The 19,976-nt window shown below is 43.0% G+C and carries 17 protein-coding genes and 1 pseudogene; 2 read left to right on the plus strand and 16 right to left on the minus strand.

The genetic code is table 11. The annotated features are described in order from the left end of the window. The first annotated feature begins 8 nt into the window (after positions 1–8). A complete protein-coding gene (locus J7529_RS01910) occupies positions 9–317 on the plus strand; it encodes a Dabb family protein (protein ID WP_318727592.1) in 309 nt (102 codons plus the stop codon). A gap of 81 nt (positions 318–398) precedes the next feature. After that, complete coding sequence (locus J7529_RS01915; RefSeq protein WP_318727593.1) at positions 399–1,832, plus strand: ATP-dependent DNA helicase RecQ; 1,434 nt, start codon at positions 399–401, stop codon at positions 1,830–1,832. 28 nt (positions 1,833–1,860) lie between these two features. Here the strand turns inward: J7529_RS01915 and J7529_RS01920 are convergent, their stop codons facing one another. The 16 genes and pseudogenes from J7529_RS01920 to J7529_RS01990 form a co-directional block, all read right to left on the minus strand. Continuing rightward, entirely contained in the window at positions 1,861–4,599 is a 2,739-nt protein-coding gene (locus J7529_RS01920; protein ID WP_318727594.1) for a pentapeptide repeat-containing protein, read from the minus strand. A gap of 287 nt (positions 4,600–4,886) precedes the next feature. Beyond that, on the minus strand, positions 4,887–6,977 hold the full coding sequence (locus J7529_RS01925; RefSeq protein WP_318727595.1) for a pentapeptide repeat-containing protein: 2,091 nt from the start codon (positions 6,975–6,977) through the stop codon (positions 4,887–4,889). 295 nt (positions 6,978–7,272) lie between these two features. After that, on the minus strand, positions 7,273–8,838 hold the full coding sequence (locus tag J7529_RS01930; RefSeq protein WP_318727596.1) for a calcium-binding protein: 1,566 nt from the start codon (positions 8,836–8,838) through the stop codon (positions 7,273–7,275). Positions 8,839–8,926: 88 nt separating this feature from the next. Next, positions 8,927–9,676 carry a calcium-binding protein gene (locus J7529_RS01935; protein ID WP_318727597.1) on the minus strand — a complete coding sequence of 250 codons (750 nt, stop codon included), beginning with the start codon at positions 9,674–9,676 and terminating at the stop codon, positions 8,927–8,929. Between the two features lie 101 nt (positions 9,677–9,777). Next, positions 9,778–11,748, minus strand: a complete 1,971-nt coding sequence (acs, locus tag J7529_RS01940) for an acetate--CoA ligase (protein WP_318727598.1) — start codon at positions 11,746–11,748, stop codon at positions 9,778–9,780. A 257-nt stretch (positions 11,749–12,005) separates the two neighbouring features. After that, positions 12,006–13,130 carry a cupin-like domain-containing protein gene (locus tag J7529_RS01945; protein WP_318727599.1) on the minus strand — a complete coding sequence of 375 codons (1,125 nt, stop codon included), beginning with the start codon at positions 13,128–13,130 and terminating at the stop codon, positions 12,006–12,008. Between the two features lie 85 nt (positions 13,131–13,215). After that, entirely contained in the window at positions 13,216–14,112 is an 897-nt protein-coding gene (locus tag J7529_RS01950; protein ID WP_318727600.1) for a PfkB family carbohydrate kinase, read from the minus strand. 13 nt (positions 14,113–14,125) lie between these two features. Then, a complete protein-coding gene (locus J7529_RS01955; RefSeq protein WP_318727601.1) occupies positions 14,126–14,461 on the minus strand; it encodes a XisI protein in 336 nt (111 codons plus the stop codon). Further along, entirely contained in the window at positions 14,449–14,868 is a 420-nt protein-coding gene (locus J7529_RS01960) for an element excision factor XisH family protein (RefSeq protein WP_318727602.1), read from the minus strand. The genes J7529_RS01955 and J7529_RS01960 overlap by 13 nt, the downstream gene beginning before the upstream one ends. Before the next feature lie 32 nt (positions 14,869–14,900). After that, complete coding sequence (locus J7529_RS01965) at positions 14,901–15,236, minus strand: XisI protein (protein ID WP_318727603.1); 336 nt, start codon at positions 15,234–15,236, stop codon at positions 14,901–14,903. Continuing rightward, positions 15,224–15,385 (minus strand): annotated as a pseudogene (locus J7529_RS24610) (element excision factor XisH family protein); the annotation flags it as partial. The gene J7529_RS01965 and the pseudogene J7529_RS24610, both read right to left, overlap by 13 nt. A gap of 102 nt (positions 15,386–15,487) precedes the next feature. Then, positions 15,488–16,177 (minus strand): SDR family oxidoreductase, encoded by a 690-nt coding sequence (locus J7529_RS01970; protein ID WP_271939175.1) that lies wholly within the window; start codon positions 16,175–16,177, stop codon positions 15,488–15,490. A gap of 12 nt (positions 16,178–16,189) precedes the next feature. Continuing rightward, complete coding sequence (locus J7529_RS01975) at positions 16,190–17,122, minus strand: DUF2785 domain-containing protein (RefSeq protein WP_318727604.1); 933 nt, start codon at positions 17,120–17,122, stop codon at positions 16,190–16,192. An 8-nt stretch (positions 17,123–17,130) separates the two neighbouring features. Then, entirely contained in the window at positions 17,131–17,889 is a 759-nt protein-coding gene (locus J7529_RS01980; RefSeq protein ID WP_318727605.1) for a class I SAM-dependent DNA methyltransferase, read from the minus strand. A 27-nt stretch (positions 17,890–17,916) separates the two neighbouring features. After that, positions 17,917–18,858: a hypothetical protein gene (locus J7529_RS01985; protein ID WP_318727606.1), complete on the minus strand. Its 942-nt coding sequence runs from the start codon at positions 18,856–18,858 to the stop codon at positions 17,917–17,919. Between the two features lie 17 nt (positions 18,859–18,875). Next, positions 18,876–19,964, minus strand: coding sequence for a TauD/TfdA family dioxygenase (locus J7529_RS01990; RefSeq protein WP_318727607.1), 1,089 nt, complete (start codon positions 19,962–19,964; stop codon positions 18,876–18,878). Between the last annotated feature and the right edge of the window lie 12 nt (positions 19,965–19,976).

The raw sequence follows: 19,976 nt of genomic DNA on the forward strand, positions 1-19,976 counted from the left end.
CCTCTCCTATGATCGAACATATCGTCTTGTTTCAATTTAAACCCGATACCTCCCCCGAGAGCCTCTCAGCCGTCGTTACCAGACTCAGGGAATTAAAAGGTAAAATTCCCCAAATTCTGGCATTATCTTGTGGCGAAAATTTCTGCGATCGCGCCCAAGGATTTACCCATGGATTAGTTGCTCGTTTCCAAGACTCTGCCAGTCTACAAGCCTATCAAGATCATCCCGCCCATCAAGAAGTCGTACAAACACTCATTAAGCCGATCTCCGTTAATATTTTAGCCATGGATTATGAAATCTCAGAGGATGGTCAATAGGATAGGGAGATAGGGGGATAGGGAGATGGGGGAAAGTCCCTTTCCTGTGGGAGAGGGATTTAGGGAGAGGGCATAATTACCATGGAATTTGAACAAGTCCGGGCTGCATTTCAACAGATTTGGGGATATGACGATTTTCGCACTCCCCAAGGGGAAATTATTCAGACTTTATTGAGACAAGAAGATGCCTTCGTCGTCATGCCCACTGGCGGCGGAAAATCCATTTGTTTTCAACTGCCTGCCCTCCTGCAAAACGGAGTAACCTTAGTTGTTTCTCCGCTCGTGGCACTGATGGAAAACCAAGTACAAGAACTGCGACAACGGAACCTCAAAGCTGCTTCTATCCATAGCGAACAGCCCACGTATGTCCGGAAACAGGTCTTCCGACAGCTTGAAGAGCAGAAACTGAGATTACTCTATCTTTCTCCAGAAACCTTACTCAGTCCCCCGGTTTGGGAGCGACTTTGTTTACCCAAAATTAAGGTTAATGGACTTATTTTAGATGAAGCCCATTGTTTAGTGCAGTGGGGGGAAACCTTTCGCCCAGCCTATCGCCGATTGGGGGCTGTGCGTGGTGCTTTATTAAAGCATAAACCTAGAGGGACAAAATTGGCGATCGCCGCTTTTACCGCGACTGCCGATCCCCACACCCAATCCATTCTCAAAGAAGTCTTGGATCTCCAAGATCCGCAAACTTTTCTCCTCAATCCTTATCGGGAAAATCTCCATTTAAGCGTTAAAATTGCCTGGTCGCCCAGAGGACGCAAAAACCAAATTTTGCAGGTTCTCAAACGATCAAATGGGCAAACCGGATTAATCTATGTTCGCACCCGCAAAGATAGTGAAATGCTCTCTCAATGGCTCCAGCAGCATCAGCTCGCTACGGCTGCTTATCACGCAGGTTTAAGTCCAGAGCAGCGACGAACGATTGAAAATCAATGGTTTGAGGAAGATGTGCAAGCGGTTGTTTGTACTTCTGCCTTTGGAATGGGGATTAATAAACCCAATGTGCGCTGGGTAATGCACTACCATCCGCCCCTACTTTTATCCGAATATATGCAGGAAGTGGGCAGAGCAGGACGAGATGGACAACTGGCGCGAGCGATTACTTTAATCAGTGAACCTACGGGATGGCTCGATCCTGGGGATAAGCAACGCCAAAGCTATTTTATCGAACAACAGCGATCGCTCCAACAAGTCGCCCAAAGCCTCACCCATACCCTACCCCCTCAAGGGGATGTACGGCAGCTCAGTCAATCCCATCACCAAGCACCTCTCGCTTTATCCGTCCTGCATAGCCAGGGAAAGCTCACATGGCACAGTCCATTTCACTATCAAATCCTGTCGAGTTCCTCATCGAGTGCCTTAGACAATAACCAAGCGATACGAAAGATGCAGCGCTATTTAATCACTTGTGGCTGTCGCTGGAAATTCCTGTTAGAAGCCTTTGGATTTAAGAGAGCAGAGGATTATCGGTGTTTGCATTGCGATCGCTGCCAGTTTATGGGGAGATAGGGTAGCAAGCTCCGGAGAATACGTCTTTTTATGGGCGATCGCAGTTATAATCACAAATACTACCATCTGGCATAATTGTCTGACACAAAATAAATTCATCTGCACCTAGATCTTCCAAATTAGAATTTTCTAAATTAGCAAAACTGAAATCAACACCATACATCCAAGAAGCATAGAAGCTTGAATCACTTAAATTGGCATGGGAGAAGTCAACATTTGTTAAATGTGAGCCATATAAACAGACACCCACTAAATAAGCAGAAGAGAGATCGAGATCTTTCAACTCCAACCTATCAAAATCTCTTTGTCCTGCCTCATAGCGTTCTAAGAATTCTTTTGCCGTTATTGCATCTGGCATAATCGTGTTACAGAGAATAGCATCTTCAGCATCAGCTCCTCTTGCACCTTTTAGATTTGCTCCAGTGAGATCGGCTCCTTCAAAACTTGCACCATCTAGTTGGGTATGAGTTAAAATAGCATTGACCAAACAGCAGTCGTCGAACGAAGTATCATAGAGTATACTATTTTCTAGGTTGGCATTGGTTAAATTAGATCTCTCAAAACTGCATTCTGACAAATCACAGTTTTTTAAGTTGGCTCCCATCAGATTAGTCTCAATCAATTCCGTGCAAGAATGGAACTGTGTCCCTTCAAAATTCACAAAACTTAAGTTAGCGCCATAGGCTTCAACTTCATACAAACAACAGTTTTGTAAGTTAGCTCCGGTCAAATTTGCATCGCGCAAGTTAGCCCATTCTAAATCCCCTCTTGCTAAATGAACAAAGCTAAAGTCAGCACCAGATAAGTCTGAATTTTGTAACTCCGCATTCCTCAAGTTAGCACGAGAAAAATCACTTTCTCTTAAATCGCAATAGTTTAACTGAATATCAACTAAACGAGCAGCACTGAGATTCACCCCTCTTAAGTCAAGCCCGTTAAAGTTCCTTTCTCCTAATGCGTATTGACGCAATAACTCGCTCGCTGACATGGGACGAAGGTCAGTTCTGAAGTTTCCGTTTCCCTTTGGCATTCTTACATGGCAATACCAAATATCCTTTAAGTTAACGATAGATTTAACTAGACCTACATCCATATCAGTTAACTTAACTTGAGTTAAATTAATTTGACTCCAATCAATGCTATTTATCCAATCAATGGTATTGAATCGATCGCGCGAAAATCTAAATTGAGTGATTTTTGCTTCATGTAAATTTACAGCGCCGATTGTGCAATCTTCGGTTACTTTAATGTTTTTTAAATTTGCTCGACTCAAGTTTATATTATTTAGATGACATTCCTCATATAAATCGATATTGTTTATGGTAGATTGAGATAAGTTCACTTCGTCTACAATAACATTTTGCATCTTTACCGATATTATCTTAGCATTCTGTAGTTTAATTTTTTCAGCATTAATGTTCGCCACTCTGACATCTTTTAAGTGGGAATAGCTTAGATTGACTTCACTCAAACCTGCATTTTTGAAGGAGGCTTCCTGAATCAAGCAAAAACTTAAATTTACACCTCTAAGATTCGCTCGATCGAAATGGTTAAAAACCGGACGATATTCATAAGTATTTTGCTGACGATGTTTATAAGGAGGATGATTTTTGTAAACATAAGCATACTCATAAATAGATAATCTAGATCCCTGAAAATTAGCTCCTGCTAAATTCGCTCCTTCAAAATTCACTCCTCTCAAATCTGCTCCTTGAAAGTTGACTTCTCTCAAATCTGCTTCTATAAATTGGGTTCCTTGCAACTTAACTCCAGCTAAATTCGCCTCTCTCAGATTTGCTTGGCTTAAGTTCGACCAACTGAAATCAATGGAGCATAGTTCGCTCTCGTCTGGGTTGGAGCTACTTAAATTGAATCCTTGCAAATTCTCTCCACTCAAGTCTAAGAAAGAAAAATTGCGCTCTCCATTCCTATACTCTTGCAAGAATTGTTCGGCACTCATTCGCAATTTATTTCTCGATGTCTTTGCCAAAATGGTTTCCTCAGACTTGTCTGGAATCGTCTGCCAAAACAATGACCAGTCAGGATTGAGATTGTCCTCTCCTTTCATTTTGATAGCGTTTTCAAAATTCGTCCCCGTTAAATTAGCTTTTCGGAAATCAGCGCCTGATAGTGTTGCATCACTTAGATTGGCAAATATTAAATTCGTTCCACTCAAATCAGCTTCAGTAAAGTCAGCCTGAGTCGCCTGAATATGGCTTAAATTAGCATGTCTGAAGGTGGCTTTCACTAATTTGGCACCACTCAGGTCACTTTCTGGTAAGATAGCTCCCCAGCAATTACTACCATTGAGATTGGCTCCCTTTAAGTTGGCTTTAGTTAACCTGCAATACTGTAAATTAGCCCCAATGAGAGTAGCATTTTCTAAATTAATTTCTTCACATTTAAAATTTGCTAAATTAGTAAAACTCAAGTTCGCTCCACTCAGGTTAAGTGCGCACACATTAACCTTGGAGAAGGGTCTGAGCATCCAAGCAACCTGAATTGATGCATTACAATCAACATCTACATCTTTCAAATTTGCTCCGACTAGATTCGCCCCACTTAAGTTAGTTCCATATAACTCGGCTTCACTTAAGTTTATTCCGGGTAATTGTTGCCTTTCGCTCTCGCTCATCTGCTCTAGCTCTTCCTGAGTGCCTTGAAAATCGCTCAAATTGGCTCCACTCAAATCCAATCCACTCAAATCTTCTCCGGAAAAGTCTCTCTCTCCAGCATTGTAGCGTGCCCAGAATTCTCTAGTATTCATGGTCTTAATTGTTAACGACTAATGAAATTATACTCGCTGTTCTTCTGGGATGAAAACCTTTCTCTGCATTAATAGAGTTAAATTTGATTAAAAAGGAGACATCGAATGCTGTGGCTGGAAATTCCTGCTAGAAGCCTTTGGATTTAAGGGTGCAGAGGATTATGGGTATTTGGACTGCGATGCTGCCAGTTCATGGGCAAATAGGGTAGTAAGCTTTGGAGAATACGTCTTTCTATGGGCGATCGCAGTTATCATTACAAATACTATCATAGAATGTTGTAACTAATTCAGAACTGTGCATCAGTGAAAAAAAATAAAAAGCCTGTTAGTATACTTCCATCAGGCATAGTTGTATCTTTCAAAACGACTTGGCAATCAGAATCAGCCGCTTTTATGGGACTTAATTCATAGTCATAATAGTCGTAAGGCCAACTCCAACTATAGAATCTAGCCCCTAATAAATTTGCTTCAGTTAAGATCATACCCATCATATCTCTTGAGTCTCCACTAAGCAGATTTGCATAGCTCAAATTTGCTTTCCTTAAATTTGCATATATCAGATGGGTATCATGTAAATTTGCATAACTCAAATTAGCGTTCTCTAGATTTGCATATTCTAGATTAGCATCATTTAATTTTGCACCGCTCAAATTAGCCCCTGTTAAATTGGAATAACTCAAATTAGCATTTCTTAAGTCACTACGACGCAGATCTGCCCCCGTTAGATCGACACAACTAAAGTTCCTTTTTCCTAATGCATATTGACGCAACAGGTCGCGAGCATCCATAGAACGAATGTCATGTCTGATACTGCCATCTGGCATCTCTACACCAGCATACCAAGTCTCTTCTTGGTTGACATTTTTAATGTTTACCAAACTCATGTTCGTTAGCTTGGCTTGACTAAAGTTAACATTATTTACATCCATATCCCCCACACTAACTCCATCAATTTCTGCTTGATGTAAATCCAGATTAGTCAGAGAACCAGAGCGAAATCCAATATTTTTTAAGCTGGAGTGAGCCAAGTTTAAATTATTGATATAAACTTCTGAATGACTATTAATATCGATCAGTTGGGAGCGATAGAGATTAATATTTTCTAATACAAGTTTGTTTATCGTAACATCTTTTAATATAGCATGATTAAAATTAATATTTCCTGCTTTAATTTTAGCAAAGCCTACTTCATTTAACTGAGAAAATTCAAAGTTTGCATTAGTCAATTCCGATTTAAAAAAGACAGTATCTCTTATGTTGCAATAACTTAAGTTAGATCCTCTGAGATTAGCTTCCTCAAACTCAGTATTTTCATAAGTCTCCCCATCAAAGATTGCTTTTTGAAAATTTGCTCCTTGAAAATTTGCTCCTTCTAAGTTCGCGCCTCGAAATTTTACTTGTTTCAAATAGGCCCCCTGAAAGTTCACTCCTCTTAAATCTGCCTCTATAAATTCAGTTTCTTGTAACTTAACTCCTGCTAAATTAGCATCTCTGAGGTTAGCTTGATTTAAATTTGACCAACTTAAGTCAATCCCATCTAATTCTCCATCTTCTCCTTCTACTCCACTTAAATTAAATCCCTGTAAGTTTTCTCCTCTCAAATCTAATAGAGAAAAATTTCGCTCTCCTTGCCTATACTCTTCCCATAATTGTTCGGCAGTCATTTTTAACAATACTCTAGATTTTTCCAGAGGACTCCCTCCATCGTAGTCAGGAAGTTTTGTATCACCAAATAAAGCTCTTTCATACTGGACTGTTTCCCAGTCTTCTCCAGCACGGAGAGACTCTAGATCGGTTCCTGTCAGATTAGCTCTTCTTAAATCAGCACCTAGTATTGTTGCTCCGCATAGATTGGCACAAGCTAAATTAGCTCCACTCAAATCAGCTTCGGTAAAATTGGCATCTAATGCCGTAACGTTTATTAAGTTAGCATGTCTTAAAGTCGTTTTTTCCAGCGTTGCATTATTCAAGTTACTTTCACTCAAATCGGCTGCCCACAAGTTACTTTGGTTGAGATTAGCTCCTTTTAACCGAGCTTTGGGTAAGTGGGCAAAGCGTAAGTTAGCACCCATTAAACAAGCATTTTCTAAATTAATTCCTTCATCTTCAACTTCTTCTAAGTTAGCAAAACTTAAGTTGGCTTCACTCAGATTAGTTTCACAAAGTTCAACATTAATTAATTGTGCAGCAGCTAAATTAGCCTGCCTGAAATTAGTGCTAGAAACCTTAGCTTCTCTCAAATTCGCTGCCACCAAGTTCGCCCCACTTAAGTTGGTTTCAGACAATAATGCTTCACTCAAGTCAATTCCCCGTAATTGTCGCCTTTGGCTCTGACTCATCTGTTCCAACTCTTCCTGAGTCCCTTGAAAGTCACTCAAATTAGCTCCACTCAAATCCAACTCTCTCAAATCTTCTCCAGAAAAATCTCTCTCTCCAGCATTGTAGAGTGCCCAAAATCGTTCGATATCCATGGTCTTAACCGTTAACGACTAATGAGATTATACTCGCTGTTCTTCTGGGATGAAGCACTATACTCTTGTTGCCGATACGGGATTCTCGGAAGGTGCGGGCGATCGCCCCTACAACCTACTCTCATTCTGATTAGAAATGACTGGAGCTTTAGGGCGATCGAGATGTACTGCTTCAGCACAAAAAGTGCTGTAACCGTTACTACTAAGGAATGGGAGACGTAAATACTTCAGCTCCCACTTGCATTTGAGCCGCGGACATGGAGACAAAACTACTACTGTTTAAGCCTCCAGTATAATCCACCAAAACGCCTAAACTTTGTCCGGTTGCTGCAATGCGGATTAAGGTATCGTTAGCCGAGCTACCGGCTAAATTACCACTGATGTCAAACTCCAGGGCAGAGAAAGTTAAACCATCCGTCAGACCAATCAGATCTTGCGTATTATTCCAATCGAGAATTTGATCGATTAAACCGGGATTATTAGTGGCTTCATCTGTGCGGAAAACAAAGGTGTCTGCATCTGCACCACCCGTGAGTAAATCAGTCCCGAGATCGCCAATCAGCAGGTCTTGTCCCGCTCCACCATTGAGCAGATCGTTACCTTGTCCACCGCGAAGGGTATCATTACCTGCATCCCCAGAAATTTGGTCATTACCGAGATCTCCGCGCAGGAGGTCATCGCCCTCTTCACCAGAGAGAAAATCGTCATTTTGGCCGCCTAAAATGCGATCGCCTCCTGCCGCGCCCCGTAGAGTATCATTACCTTCATTCCCTAAAATCACCTCACTTAAGGATGACCCAGAAACCTGGTCATTCCCATTCAAAGCCCACACTCCGCCTGGATAATTAATCAGGGAGTTGGTCCCCACTGTAGAACTCAGAACAATCACATTATCAATATCAGTCCCCATTAGACGAGCAATGGCGAACCCTGAGTCTGGAGTCAGAGTAAGATCGGTTGGGGTTGGGGTTGGGGTTGGGGTTGGACTCGGAGGTGCTGTGGGTTCACTGGGCGTTGGAGTTGGGTTTGGCGTTGGGGTTGGCGTTGGAGTTGGGTTTGGCGTTGGGGTTGGGGTTGGGGTTGGCGTTGCTGTCCCCACTTCTACAGAAGCAGAACCTAGAGAAAATGTTGAACTAGCACGACCCGTTAGATCCCCAAAAAATATGAAATTGGAAGTGTCATAAGGACTAAATGTTAATCGGGGATTAGAAGTTGCCGGATCGAAATTATAATTGCGAAGAGCGCCGGTTAAAATTTGGTTGCCATTGGCTGAAAGTTTATAGCTATTACCCTCAACTGCCAGAGTATAGTTAGTTGGATTACTGGTATTAAACTGAACCGATTCAGACGGCATAAAATTAACATCTTGGGCAACAATCTGATTTTGTTCAAAATCCAGTTCAATCTCACTTTGACCCCCATTACTAACAGCTACGACACTAAAACCGAATCGATTTGGATCGGGACTATTTTCTGAATCAATGGCCAGATTAAAGGATAAGGTATAGCCAGCCGTTGGATCGAGATTGGGAAAATTAGCATTAACCGGAGTGATTTGAAGAGTTTGCAGGTTAGCTTGGTAATTGGTGTAACCTACAAAACCCGTTTGTCCATCTCCAGTAAAATCTGTATTGAGAGTAACTCGGTTATTTCCTAGGGTTTCACTAGCAGCAGGAGCAGCAGGAGGGGGAAGAATTTGTTGCAGACTCAGTTGGCCTTGTTGGGCTGGCCGAGTACCTAAAGTTCCGTTAAAAAGGGTAGTTACCAAAGTTCAATCCTCACTAAAAATGGATGGCTATAATTTAGGTTATTCCAGACTACAACGGCAGGGGTTTAATTTCCTGCTCCAACTTAATTCAGGGGATCGGAGGAAAAAAGACATTCGATCCCACTTGTAAGTCATTCGGAGTAATGGGAATAAAGTTAGCAGGCCCTAAGCCTAGGGTGTAGTCTACAACAATGCCTAAACTTTGACCCGTCGATCCAATAATGATTAAGGTATCGTTAGCTCCTCCTCCGGCTAGGTTGCGACTGGTATCAAAGCCGAGGTTAGAAAAGCTTAATCCATCAGTGATGCCGATTAAGTCTTGGGTGGGATTCCAGTCCAGGATTACATCTACGAAATTGGGGTTAAGGTTGGCTTCATCAGTACGAAAAACGAGGGTATCAAAGCCGGCCCCTCCAGAGAGGTTATCAAATCCTAAATCTCCGATAATAAAATCTTGGCCAATTCCCCCGTTAAGGACATCGTTACCTTGACCTCCTCTGAGGGTGTCATTCCCTGCTTCCCCAAAGAGTTGGTCATCACCCAGGTCTCCTCGGAGGAGGTCATCTCCGTTTTCACCAAAGAGGAGATCTTCATTTTGTCCTCCTAAGAGGCGATCGCCCCCCGAACCTCCTCGCAATTGATCGTTGTTCAAGTTCCCTAAAATGACTTCATTTAGATTAGACCCAAAGATCGTGTCGTTTCCTGCTAGGGCCCAGACTCCTCCAGGATAGTTGATTAAGGAATTCTGTCCTGGTGTAGAATTCAAGACAATAAAGTCATTAAAATCTGTTGCCAATAGACGGGGGAGAAAGAAGGAAAAATCAGGAGTAGCTACCATAAGTATCAGGGAATAGGGAATAGGGAAATCCTAGGGTGGGCAGGCTCACAAGTCAAATGCTTCAATTTCAACCCGAATATCCTGCCCACCCGGCCGTGTTGTTAGCGATCTTCGCGCAGTTTATCGAGTACACTGCGGTCTTCTAGGGTGGAAGTATCACCAGCAATTTCTTGGCCTCCAGCGAGCGATCGCAGTAAACGACGCATAATTTTACCCGATCGCGTTTTCGGCAAAGCATCGGTAAAGCGAATTTCTCCAGGACGAGCCAGGGCCCCAATTTCACCGACTACATGCTGCTTTAACTCTTTCTCCAGGTCTTCTGAAGCACTATACGTACCTTCTAGAGTAATAAAAGCAACGATCTCTTCCCCTTTAAGGTCATCTGGTTTCCCGACTACAGCCGCTTCAGCGACCGAAGGATGGGAAACCAGAGCCGATTCAATTTCCATGGTTCCCAAACGGTGTCCAGATACATTAACCACATCATCAACTCGGCCCATCACCCAGAAATAGCCTTCCTCATCCTTACGCGCTCCATCGCCAGCAAAATAGAGATATTGGCCATCTTTGGGAGGAATATGTTCCCAATAGGTGCGTCGGAAGCGATCCGGATCGCCGTAAACGGTTCGCATCATACTCGGCCAGGGATGGCGAATCACCAAGTAGCCTCCCTGATCATCCTCAACTCGATTACCTTCTAGGTCTACGATATCGGCCAAAATGCCAGGGAAGGGGAATGCTGCCGAACCCGGTTTAGTTGGAATAGCTCCGGGCAAGGGAGTGAGCATAAATCCGCCCGTTTCTGTTTGCCACCAGGTATCGACAATGGGACAGTTTTCATGGCCGATAATGCGGTGATACCACATCCAAGCCTCTGGGTTAATGGGTTCGCCCACCGTTCCCAAAATTCGTAGGGAAGAAAGGTCACGGGCGTTGGGATGATGTTCTCCCAGTTTAATAAAGGCGCGAATGGCAGTTGGAGCAGTATAGAAGATGGTCACGCCATATTTTTCGACTACATCCCAAAAACAACCGGGGTTAGATGCACGGGGGGCCCCTTCATACATGAGTGTCGTGGCTCCATTGGAAAGTGGGCCGTAAACAATATAGCTGTGGCCAGTAATCCAGCCAATATCAGCCGTACACCAATAAACATCGGTTTCTTGCAGGTCGAAGGCCCATTTGAGGGTCATGTGGGTGTAGAGGTTATAACCGCCCGTGGTATGGACAACACCTTTGGGTTTGCCTGTGGTTCCGGAGGTGTAGAGGATGAAAAGCATATCTTCGCTGTCCATGGGTTCGGCTGGACAGTTAGCGGAGACTCCGGCTTGCAGGTCGTGCCACCAGTGGTCGCGCCCGGGTTCCATATGCACTTGTTGGTTGGTACGTTGGACAACAAGGACGTTATCGACGGAAGGAACGGCATTATCGGCGATCGCCTTATCGACCTGTGGTTTCAAGGAAACAATCTTATCTTTACGCCAACCACCATCGGCAGTAATGACCAGTTTAGCTTCAGCATCTAGAAGTCGGTCTTTGAGGGCTTCGGCACTGAATCCACCAAAGATGACGGTATGGGGTGCGCCAATGCGGGCACAGGCTAAAAGGGCGATCGCAGCTTCGGGAATCATGGGCATGTAGATCCCCACGCGATCGCCTTTTTGCACCCCTAACTGTTTCAATACATTAGCCATTTGGCAAACTTCTCGATGCAGTTGGGCGTAGGTCAGGGTGCGCGAATCTCCCGGTTCTCCTTCCCAGATGAGGGCAGCTTTATTTTTGCGCCAGGTTTTCAAGTGGCGATCGAGGCAGTTATAAGAAATATTAATCTTTCCACCCACAAACCACTTGGCAAAGGGGGGTTCCCAGTCTAGAACTCGATCCCACTTTTCAAACCAATCTAATTCCTGTTCTGCCAGTTCTGCCCAGAAGCCTTGGGGGTCAGCTTTGGCTTTTTCGTAGAGCTGTTGGTATTCTTCCAGACTTTTGATCTGGGCATTTTGGGCAAATTCTGCTGAGGGGTGGAATTGACGTTTTTCTTTAAGGATCGATTCAATTGTTGGTTGTGACATGCTATAGAGACAATCTTAACTAAAGGTCTATCACTCTTTGTAATCCAGAATCAGCCCAATAGAGGTTGAGTTTCGTTAAGCTTAAGATTTGTGCCATACCCTACCCAGGTCATCGGTTATTTCAGGTGAATTTTAGGCCCATAAGAGAGGCTACCCCATCTGTCCTGCCTCCTTGTTTTGACTGGCAACGTTAGAGATGACACATTGTTTTGACAACAAAGATGCCGTTAAATCATGGCATTCTGAAGAAATCCCTCTCACCAGGCCTTGATATTGGGGTCTTGCCAAGTGTAACAATTGGGAAAAACAAAATTTGTGAAGGATAAGGAAATACTGGTATCGAGTGCTTTCACTTGATGCCACCAGCCTACAGGAACAAAAATAACTTCTCCCGGTTGTAAGACTTCTTCAATCATTTGCACATTCTTAAAGAGGGGATATTTCTGATAATCGGGATTCTCGCAGTCCACCTTACTAAATACTCCAACATAATTGTAAATTAGAGGAGTTTGTTGGGGAGAAATTAAGCGCCAACGTTTACGACCGTAGACTTGAGCCATCATTAAGTTGACGGGATCGTGGTGCAGGGGGGTAATGGTTCCACTGGGGCCAAACCAGAAGAACACGCGATTATGGGTTTCTTCTGGATTAAGGAGTTCGGGGAAAAAGATGATATCGTCGAGCAGTCCTTTTAATTCTTCGCGCTCTAAGTTTTGGTTATTGGCGACCATATAATAATCATTATTTTCGCCCCCATTCAAGACTTGATCGGTATAGTCTCCCAGCAAGATAGTTTTGCGATGTTTTTCACATTCAATTTCATATTCACGGTTACGGTTACGGTTGGCTTGGATTTGCACCTCAACCTGGCCATATTTTTCTTTTAAGTATTCCGGTGACCAAGTTTTCATCGCCGGCCAATCTTGCATTAAATCGGTTAAGATCACTGGGGTATTGGTGGCATAATAGCAGTCGAGAAATTCTTGTCTGGAAAGGCCCGATCGCCGCTCAATCCGATTCGCCTGAGACGAAAGTGCCGCGAGTTGCTGTTGAATGGCGAGGGTTGACTCTAATTTTCGCAGCAGTTGGGCCATATTGTTCCCAACTTGATACGATGGTTCCGCCATGACTTGATTAATGGCAATGCGGGCGATCGCCGGATCGATTCCCTGTTGTTTCATCGCCTCGATCATGGACTGTTCGGCCTTATTATGCAGTTTATTTAAGGCGATCCACCGTTTCCAGTTCTCTGGGATTTGGGGTTGACTGGGAGGGAGCTGTTCTTGAGCTTGAGGCATCCATTCTAGGTTCACCTGTTGTTGATTATTCACCGTAATCCGCAAGGGCGGTAAGGTAATGGTCATGGGTTGAGGTTCTGTCATTATTTTTCTTAGGTTACAAACAACTATTAATCACCAAAATATCCAGTGATAGCATTACAAAGGAGCAAAGCTAAAAGCCTTTTCCCTATCCCCCCATCTCCCCACCCTCACCTTTCATCCAAGCTCGTGTTCCGAACTGTTGAACTGAAGCAGAGGCAATCTGAGCCGATTGAGCCAAGGCTTCTGCAAAGTCCAATTCTAGAAAATAATAACAAAATGCACCATGGAGAATATCACCAGCGCCTAATGTATCGACTGCCCAAACTTGAGGAACCGCAATATGGCTCTGTTTCCCTTGAGTATAGTAGGCGATCACCCCTTCTCCCTGGGTAATGGCAATTTGAGGAATGCCTAAATCGACTAAATAAGCCATCACTTGTTCGTGGGTGTCACATCCAGGGGGATAGAAATTCGCTGAGGTGATAACCGTATCGGCTAACGCCAAAACTCCTTCAAATCCAGTTTTCCAACTGCCTCCATCGATAATAATGGGAATTTTCCGAGCCTTAGCTATCTGAGCCAATTCTTGACCGATCGCCATTTGATGACCATCGATTAACAGAACCTGTATATTGTCTAACAGAGCGCTAAACTCTGGATTCCAGACTCCTTGTGCATGAGTTGCATTAATCGAAATGACGGCGCAATCGCCTCCCGGTTGAGTCACTAAAATCGAAGAAACGGGTGGAGGATCGATCCGTTTCGGGTCAAGATCGATGCAGTGAACCCCATAAACCTCTAAATCTGTCCGAATGAGACGACTGAGGGGATGATTCCCCACACTGGTGAGGAGCTGGGTTGAGCCGCTATTTTTGTGTAAGCGCCGCAAATACTCGAAGGCGATCGCCGCATTTGTCGCTGGACCACCCGCTGCCACGGTATAATCCACAGCAACCCGTTTCTCATTCACCTGGGGAATTTGGGGCGTTAGATAGAGGAAGTCTAACGTTGCTAATCCTACAAAGAGAGCAGATTTTTCCATAGTTAGGGTTTGATTAGGCGATCGCAAATCCAGTATGGGGGCGAATGTGTGGCGGGTGAAAACCTAAAACAATATCCGATTTCGGCACACCCGCTTCCAACAATTTCTCCGTAATTCCATCTTCAATCCCATCCCGGTGAATCCATATTTTACCCTCAATAATCTGGGCATGAGTAATCATACCATGAACGCGATGTTTTCCATCCCAACCGATAATCACCAGCATATAATGATGATTAATTAAATCAGCAATCACATGGCTTTTAATGTCACCATGACTATAGGGAATTTGGGCATAGTAGTCTAGAACTTCTTGGATCAGTTGACCATATTCATTTACTCTATCCATTGGCTTATTTCCTGTGATATTTCATCAAATCTCAACACTTTAACTTGATTGGTACGAATGGCAATTTGAGCTATTTTTTCATCAAAAAAATCAAAATAAACCAAATCAGAAACTGCTAAATACAACTTACGATCTTGATGAAGAGGTGATTCTTGCATTAATCCTCTGTAAAGCACATATTGACCCAAAGCATTTTCTAAATCTTGTACAGGAGATGGACGCACAAAACTTTTGACCTCTACAGCAATTCGTTGGTTATCTTTTTCGGCAGCTAACAGCTTCTCTGCCCCCAGATCGACATAAACTGTTCGCCCTCCGACAGCTAAGGAGAGCGGATCGTTGGTAATTTTCCAGCCATCTTTGATTAAAGCAGTTTTCACCGTTTCGTGATAGATGTCTTTTGCCATTTCTATTTTAATGATATAACATCAACTCTTAATCAAGATATCCCATAACCCGTATACGGGCGAACTTCTGGGGGTTGAAAACCTAAAACAATATCCGATTTCGGTACACCTGCTTCTAATAACTCTTCCGTTACCCCATCTTCAATACCATCGCGCTGAATCCAGATTTTACTATCAATAATCTGAACATGGGTAATACAACCATGGACGCGGCGTTTTTGCTGCCAACCGACATCAAATAATAAAAAGTGATTGCGATCTCGATCGATAATCACATGCTCATCGATTTCTCCATAGGAGTAAGGCATGTCAGCATGTCTTCTGAGGATTTTTTCAATGGTTTCCCGATAAAATTCTAGTTTATCCATTGGACAACCTCCTCTCTTTCAGGATTAAATGTTAAGATTTTAAGGTTATTGAGTTCTATGATTAACTGTGGTAGTTCTTCAGTAAAGAAATCAGAAAACACTTTTTGAGGAATAGCGATATACAATTTCCGATTAAGTTCCAGCTTTTGTAAAACGAAAGAGTCGGTTAGGACATGGTTTAATACTGAAACCTAGGAACCATAACCTATGCCCTATTCCCCATTCCCTATTCCCTAGCGCGCAGCGCTATATTATCCCGTTGGAATAGATAAGGGCTTGCCATTATCACTCGCTCCAATTTGTAGCAAGAACGGTACAGCGATCTGCGCCCATGTTTGAGGAGAAATATAACCAGCCGCTTTTTCTGCTCCATAAATATATTCTAAGGTATCGGTATGGATAGTTCCCGGCCACAGGGAAACGGCTGCCATTCCTGAAGGTAATTCTTGGGCTAATGCTCCAGTCAATCCTTCGATCGCCCATTTACTGGCACAATAGGGAGCAGCATTGGCTGCCGTGTAGCGACCCCAACCAGCGCTAAAGTTAACAATTACACCCCGTTTTTGAGCGACCATTGCCGGGACGAAATGGCGAATGATGTTAGCAACACCTTTTATATTAACATCGATCGTGCGATCGAATTCTTCTGTGGAAATCTCCCAGAGCGGAATGCGCGGGTGGGGAACCGCAGCACTGTTAATCAGTAAATCTGGTGGCTCGTATTCAGATAAAATCCTTTGACTCCAGGTGTTAATTCCCAGATCGTCCGTTACATCCACCGCCATAAAATTATGGGGTTTGCTAAAATTCTGATTAAGTTCCTCAACGATCTTCTGATTGCGAGCGCAACCCATAACCGTATGTCCTAACTGGATAAATTGCTCGGCCATAGCTCGACCGAGACCTCGACTCACTCCAGTAATTAGAATGATTTTAGACATAAAATACTATAGTTAGGGATTAACAAAGAATCCTTGAGTGGTATCATAAAAACCAGCATCAATAAATTCCAAAGCACGGCCGATTTGGTGTTGCACCGTTTGCTGTCTTTCGGTCGCCATTTCTTGGTTTTGCCACTGGAAATAGAAGGCACGAAGGAAGTTTTGCAGATTTCGATAAGCACAGAGTTTTTCGATCGGATCGGTGAGGATTTTTCGCCAAGGATACCTCTCAAAGTGATCCCAAACAAAACGACCGGATGGACGACGAAGATCGGGTTCAATGGATCTCCTGAGCCAATCATTAATTTGCGCTATTGTCAATTGATTCCGTTGGCAAATGCTGACGGCAGCTCTAGCGAGCCTCTCTTCTTCGGAATGGAGGTAAACCGATGGCATGGGGTGTCGCAATTTGCTACTTATACTGTCTAAAAGCTGGATGAGATCGGATTCGTTAAGATAAGGATTTCGACCCAGAACGACCAAAGAATCAGCTACATGGGCAATTCCATGGGCCCATCCTTTTTCAGCATCAACATAGCCTCTTAAATCTTGCTCTTGTTGCAAATACTCTAAATAGAGTGCCATGCGATCGCGGATTTCTGGCTCGTCTAAGTAAGGATGCTGGCGATCGAAGTCGGTTAAGTCATTTAAGAGCAAAATTGAATAAGTTCGCAAAAATACGCGATCGCTTTCGGCTTCACCCAGACCAATTTTAATATTACGTTTCGCTTGTTCGGCAAGCTCCAGCAGCTCTGCATCACTATAGTACGTGCCATCGTACCATCCCCATATCCAGGCGCTCAACGTCATATAGCTGCGATCGCGCAATTCCCAGGTTACTTCCCCCAAATTCGCCATCAGCTTAGGGGTTAGTTCAGCAACCTGATGGCGATCGGGGATAGCAAATCGGTTCTCGATAATTGATTTTAAAAACTCTGCATCCATCTAACTTTCTAGCTTAACTCAGTGGGATAATTTTGTTGTTTTTTTGCTAAAATCGCCACATATTCCAGAGATTTACCGTTAAAAAAACAGCGATGAATATAGGTTTGAGTCGCCTGCACGTTTAAGTAACCTTTTTCCACTGACTGACGGTAAAACTTGACAAACTCAGGACAATCATCCTTGCATTCGTAACTCGATTTTGCCACATTAAACAATACCCAGCCTTGATTCTTGATTAAGTTCATCCCCATAATAAAAGCTTTGACCGGAATATGGCCATCACTTAATGCCGAACAACACACAAAACCATTTAACTTTTTCTCCCCTAGAAGCTTGCGAGTTGACTGCGATAATTCAGTCATATCTTCCACAAAGTACTCTTCATAGACTCCCGGATAATCTCTTCGACAAGCTTCAGCCGCTTCAGGCACAATATCAATCCCAATAATAGATGTCACTCCAAGCTTAGTAACCGCTTGACCAAATAATCCACTACCAGCACCGAGTTCTAATAGTTTTAATTCCTGAATCGACTCACCGCTCTCTTGTACATTTTCCGTTAATAAAGTAGTCATCACTTCAGGAGAGCGATAGGCAAGTTTCTCTAACGCCAAATAGTTATAAAGCCCAGGAATCCGATAAACTTCTGCATAATCATGCAGCTTTAAGCGCCGCTCTTGACCATTTTCTGTAATAAAAAAATATTCCTCATTAATGGGTAAATCTTTGATATTATCCGGTAAGCGAACTTGAAAATTAGTTGACATTTTTCTGTTTTTTAATATGATATTGGTTTAAGGGGCAATACAGAAATCACTATACCAATAGCTCATGGGCTTAAACCAAAAATTCTTGGCATAACCTTCACTAACAGCTTCACTACTTTCTCGATACAGCAGAGATGGAGAATTATCAACAACGTAAAATGTATGTCCTTGCTCATCTTGATAGATTGGATCTTCAATTTTAGTCGCACGAGTCCCTTGAATGGCTCTACCTGTATCGGCTGCCGCATCAATAATCCAACCCGTAGATCTCATCGAATCTAGCATCTCCAAAGTGACAATAGGTGCATCTCCCTGACTAATTTCCACTGTATTGATAAAAATATCATAATCTTGAAATTCTTGCTGTACTAGATCGATAGTACTTCGGCGACGCAATAAAGGATCGATTCCTTGACTGGCTAAAAATTTCAAAACACCATAAGCCACATTGCCTCCACCGAATACAGCAACTCGATCGTTTTGAGTAATCCCCCCACGCAACACCGTCGCTTGCATCATGGAAGCGTAACCTGCTATTACACTATTCTTATGAGTAATATCCCTAGGAATATTTAGTGTTTCTATTTGTCGTTGAGTTACCCGAGTTGAAATGCAGTTTGTCACATCAAACAGTTGGATATTTTTCGGTTCAGCGCAATGTTCCCTAAAATGTCTTCCTGATGCACCAAAGGGATGAATCCAACCGACCAGAGTTTGATTCTGTCTAAAATATTGATAATCTTGGGGTTGGGGAACTTTAATACAGTAAATGACATCTGCCCAAGCAAAGAGACTTTCACGAGAATAACCCGCACCTTCTCCATAAGCTTCATCAGAAATGCCTAAACTTTTCCCGTAGTCTCTCTCAAATCTGCGTTCATCTTCTCGACTGCAATGATAGAGATGTTGTGGTAACAAACCGACTCTTTTCTCATTCAAAAAGCTGGGTTTAATATAGGCGATTTTCATCAGTTATTCTCCAATAATTAAATTTTGTAATTCTGAAACATCTTCCTGCCCACAAAGAAGTGCCAATCCAGATAACCTGAACTGAGCTTGCGATTTCCAAGAGCGGGATCAAAAGCAGTTCTTCCATGCAGGACTCTAAAATTTTGGAAGAGCAGACAGTTATGGGGTTGCAACTGAAACTGATATTGATAATCCGGTTTTTTCAGATAGCGAAAAAAAGTATGATATGCTTGATAGAAATGTTCTAATTCCTCAAAGAGTAAATGAGGTCTACAGTTCCTTTTGCTAAAACGTACAGTAGTCAATTTTCCTTCTCTATCGCATTCCAAGATTGTTGCAGTATTGCAAAACTGATATTGATGCATTTTGTCTAGTAACCAAAATTGTACCGGAGTTTCCACCAAAATTTGAAAATATTGGGGATGATCTTGGCGAAAGTCTTCAGCAACCCGAAAACCGTCTACTAATATAGAGTAACCACCTGGATTTTGATGGTCTACACAATAGAGAAATTGAGCCAAGTGATGCCCTCCCCAGTAACTCAGATCGTTATGAGGGGGTAAAGCACATCCATCGCTCAAAGGTAAGGAATTTTTAGCTCTATCTCTGGTTTCCAGGGGCATGATTTTGCCATAATCGGCATTGTAAATGGGACCGATAGATGATAGAAAGGATTCCAATTCGTCAGGGGCAATATTTTCGAGAATGACGAATCCTAAGCGAAATAACGGCTCCATCCAACTCTCATTATTGATCTTCAGCGCATCATAGGTTTGCGGCGATTGTAATTCTAGTTTGGCTCGATCCCATAAAATGGTGTTATCTGAATCGACTTCCGGTTGAGGATCGTAACTATGGTCGAGCAACCACTCTACAGAAAATACGCTACGATGGGCAGGGGTTTCATCCCAGTCAATGATTAAGGTATCCTCGTTTAAATCTACGGATAGAGGTTGCGGGTTTTCTGGGCGATCGCTAATATTAGGGTCGTAGAGTTGTTGATAAGGAGCAGCATAGCGACAACTGGGGCAATTTTCTCGCAGCCAGATATAGTGAAAACGTTTATTTTTGACGGTAATAAAAGATTGGGTTTGAATGGCAGTCATAAAAATTCACTT

It is taken from the genome of Roseofilum sp. Guam (assembly GCF_017746735.1).
GTDB classification, from domain to species: domain Bacteria; phylum Cyanobacteriota; class Cyanobacteriia; order Cyanobacteriales; family Desertifilaceae; genus Roseofilum; species Roseofilum reptotaenium.

What these genes read in the sequence shown, in the direction of transcription:
- J7529_RS01975 (WP_318727604.1), bottom strand. Translation starts at nt 17,122, where the DNA reads ATGGATGCAGAGTTTTTAAAATCAATTATCGAGAACCGATTTGCTATC.
- acs (WP_318727598.1), bottom strand. Translation starts at nt 11,748, where the DNA reads ATGTCACAACCAACAATTGAATCGATCCTTAAAGAAAAACGTCAATTC.
- J7529_RS01960 (WP_318727602.1), bottom strand. Translation starts at nt 14,868, where the DNA reads ATGGCAAAAGACATCTATCACGAAACGGTGAAAACTGCTTTAATCAAA.
- J7529_RS01955 (WP_318727601.1), bottom strand. Translation starts at nt 14,461, where the DNA reads ATGGATAGAGTAAATGAATATGGTCAACTGATCCAAGAAGTTCTAGAC.
- J7529_RS01915 (WP_318727593.1), top strand. Translation starts at nt 399, where the DNA reads ATGGAATTTGAACAAGTCCGGGCTGCATTTCAACAGATTTGGGGATAT.
- J7529_RS01965 (WP_318727603.1), bottom strand. Translation starts at nt 15,236, where the DNA reads ATGGATAAACTAGAATTTTATCGGGAAACCATTGAAAAAATCCTCAGA.
- J7529_RS01980 (WP_318727605.1), bottom strand. Translation starts at nt 17,889, where the DNA reads ATGTCAACTAATTTTCAAGTTCGCTTACCGGATAATATCAAAGATTTA.
- J7529_RS01910 (WP_318727592.1), top strand. Translation starts at nt 9, where the DNA reads ATGATCGAACATATCGTCTTGTTTCAATTTAAACCCGATACCTCCCCC.
- J7529_RS01945 (WP_318727599.1), bottom strand. Translation starts at nt 13,130, where the DNA reads ATGACAGAACCTCAACCCATGACCATTACCTTACCGCCCTTGCGGATT.
- J7529_RS01950 (WP_318727600.1), bottom strand. Translation starts at nt 14,112, where the DNA reads ATGGAAAAATCTGCTCTCTTTGTAGGATTAGCAACGTTAGACTTCCTC.
- J7529_RS01920 (WP_318727594.1), bottom strand. Translation starts at nt 4,599, where the DNA reads ATGAATACTAGAGAATTCTGGGCACGCTACAATGCTGGAGAGAGAGAC.
- J7529_RS01935 (WP_318727597.1), bottom strand. Translation starts at nt 9,676, where the DNA reads ATGGTAGCTACTCCTGATTTTTCCTTCTTTCTCCCCCGTCTATTGGCA.
- J7529_RS01985 (WP_318727606.1), bottom strand. Translation starts at nt 18,858, where the DNA reads ATGAAAATCGCCTATATTAAACCCAGCTTTTTGAATGAGAAAAGAGTC.
- J7529_RS01970 (WP_271939175.1), bottom strand. Translation starts at nt 16,177, where the DNA reads ATGTCTAAAATCATTCTAATTACTGGAGTGAGTCGAGGTCTCGGTCGA.
- J7529_RS01990 (WP_318727607.1), bottom strand. Translation starts at nt 19,964, where the DNA reads ATGACTGCCATTCAAACCCAATCTTTTATTACCGTCAAAAATAAACGT.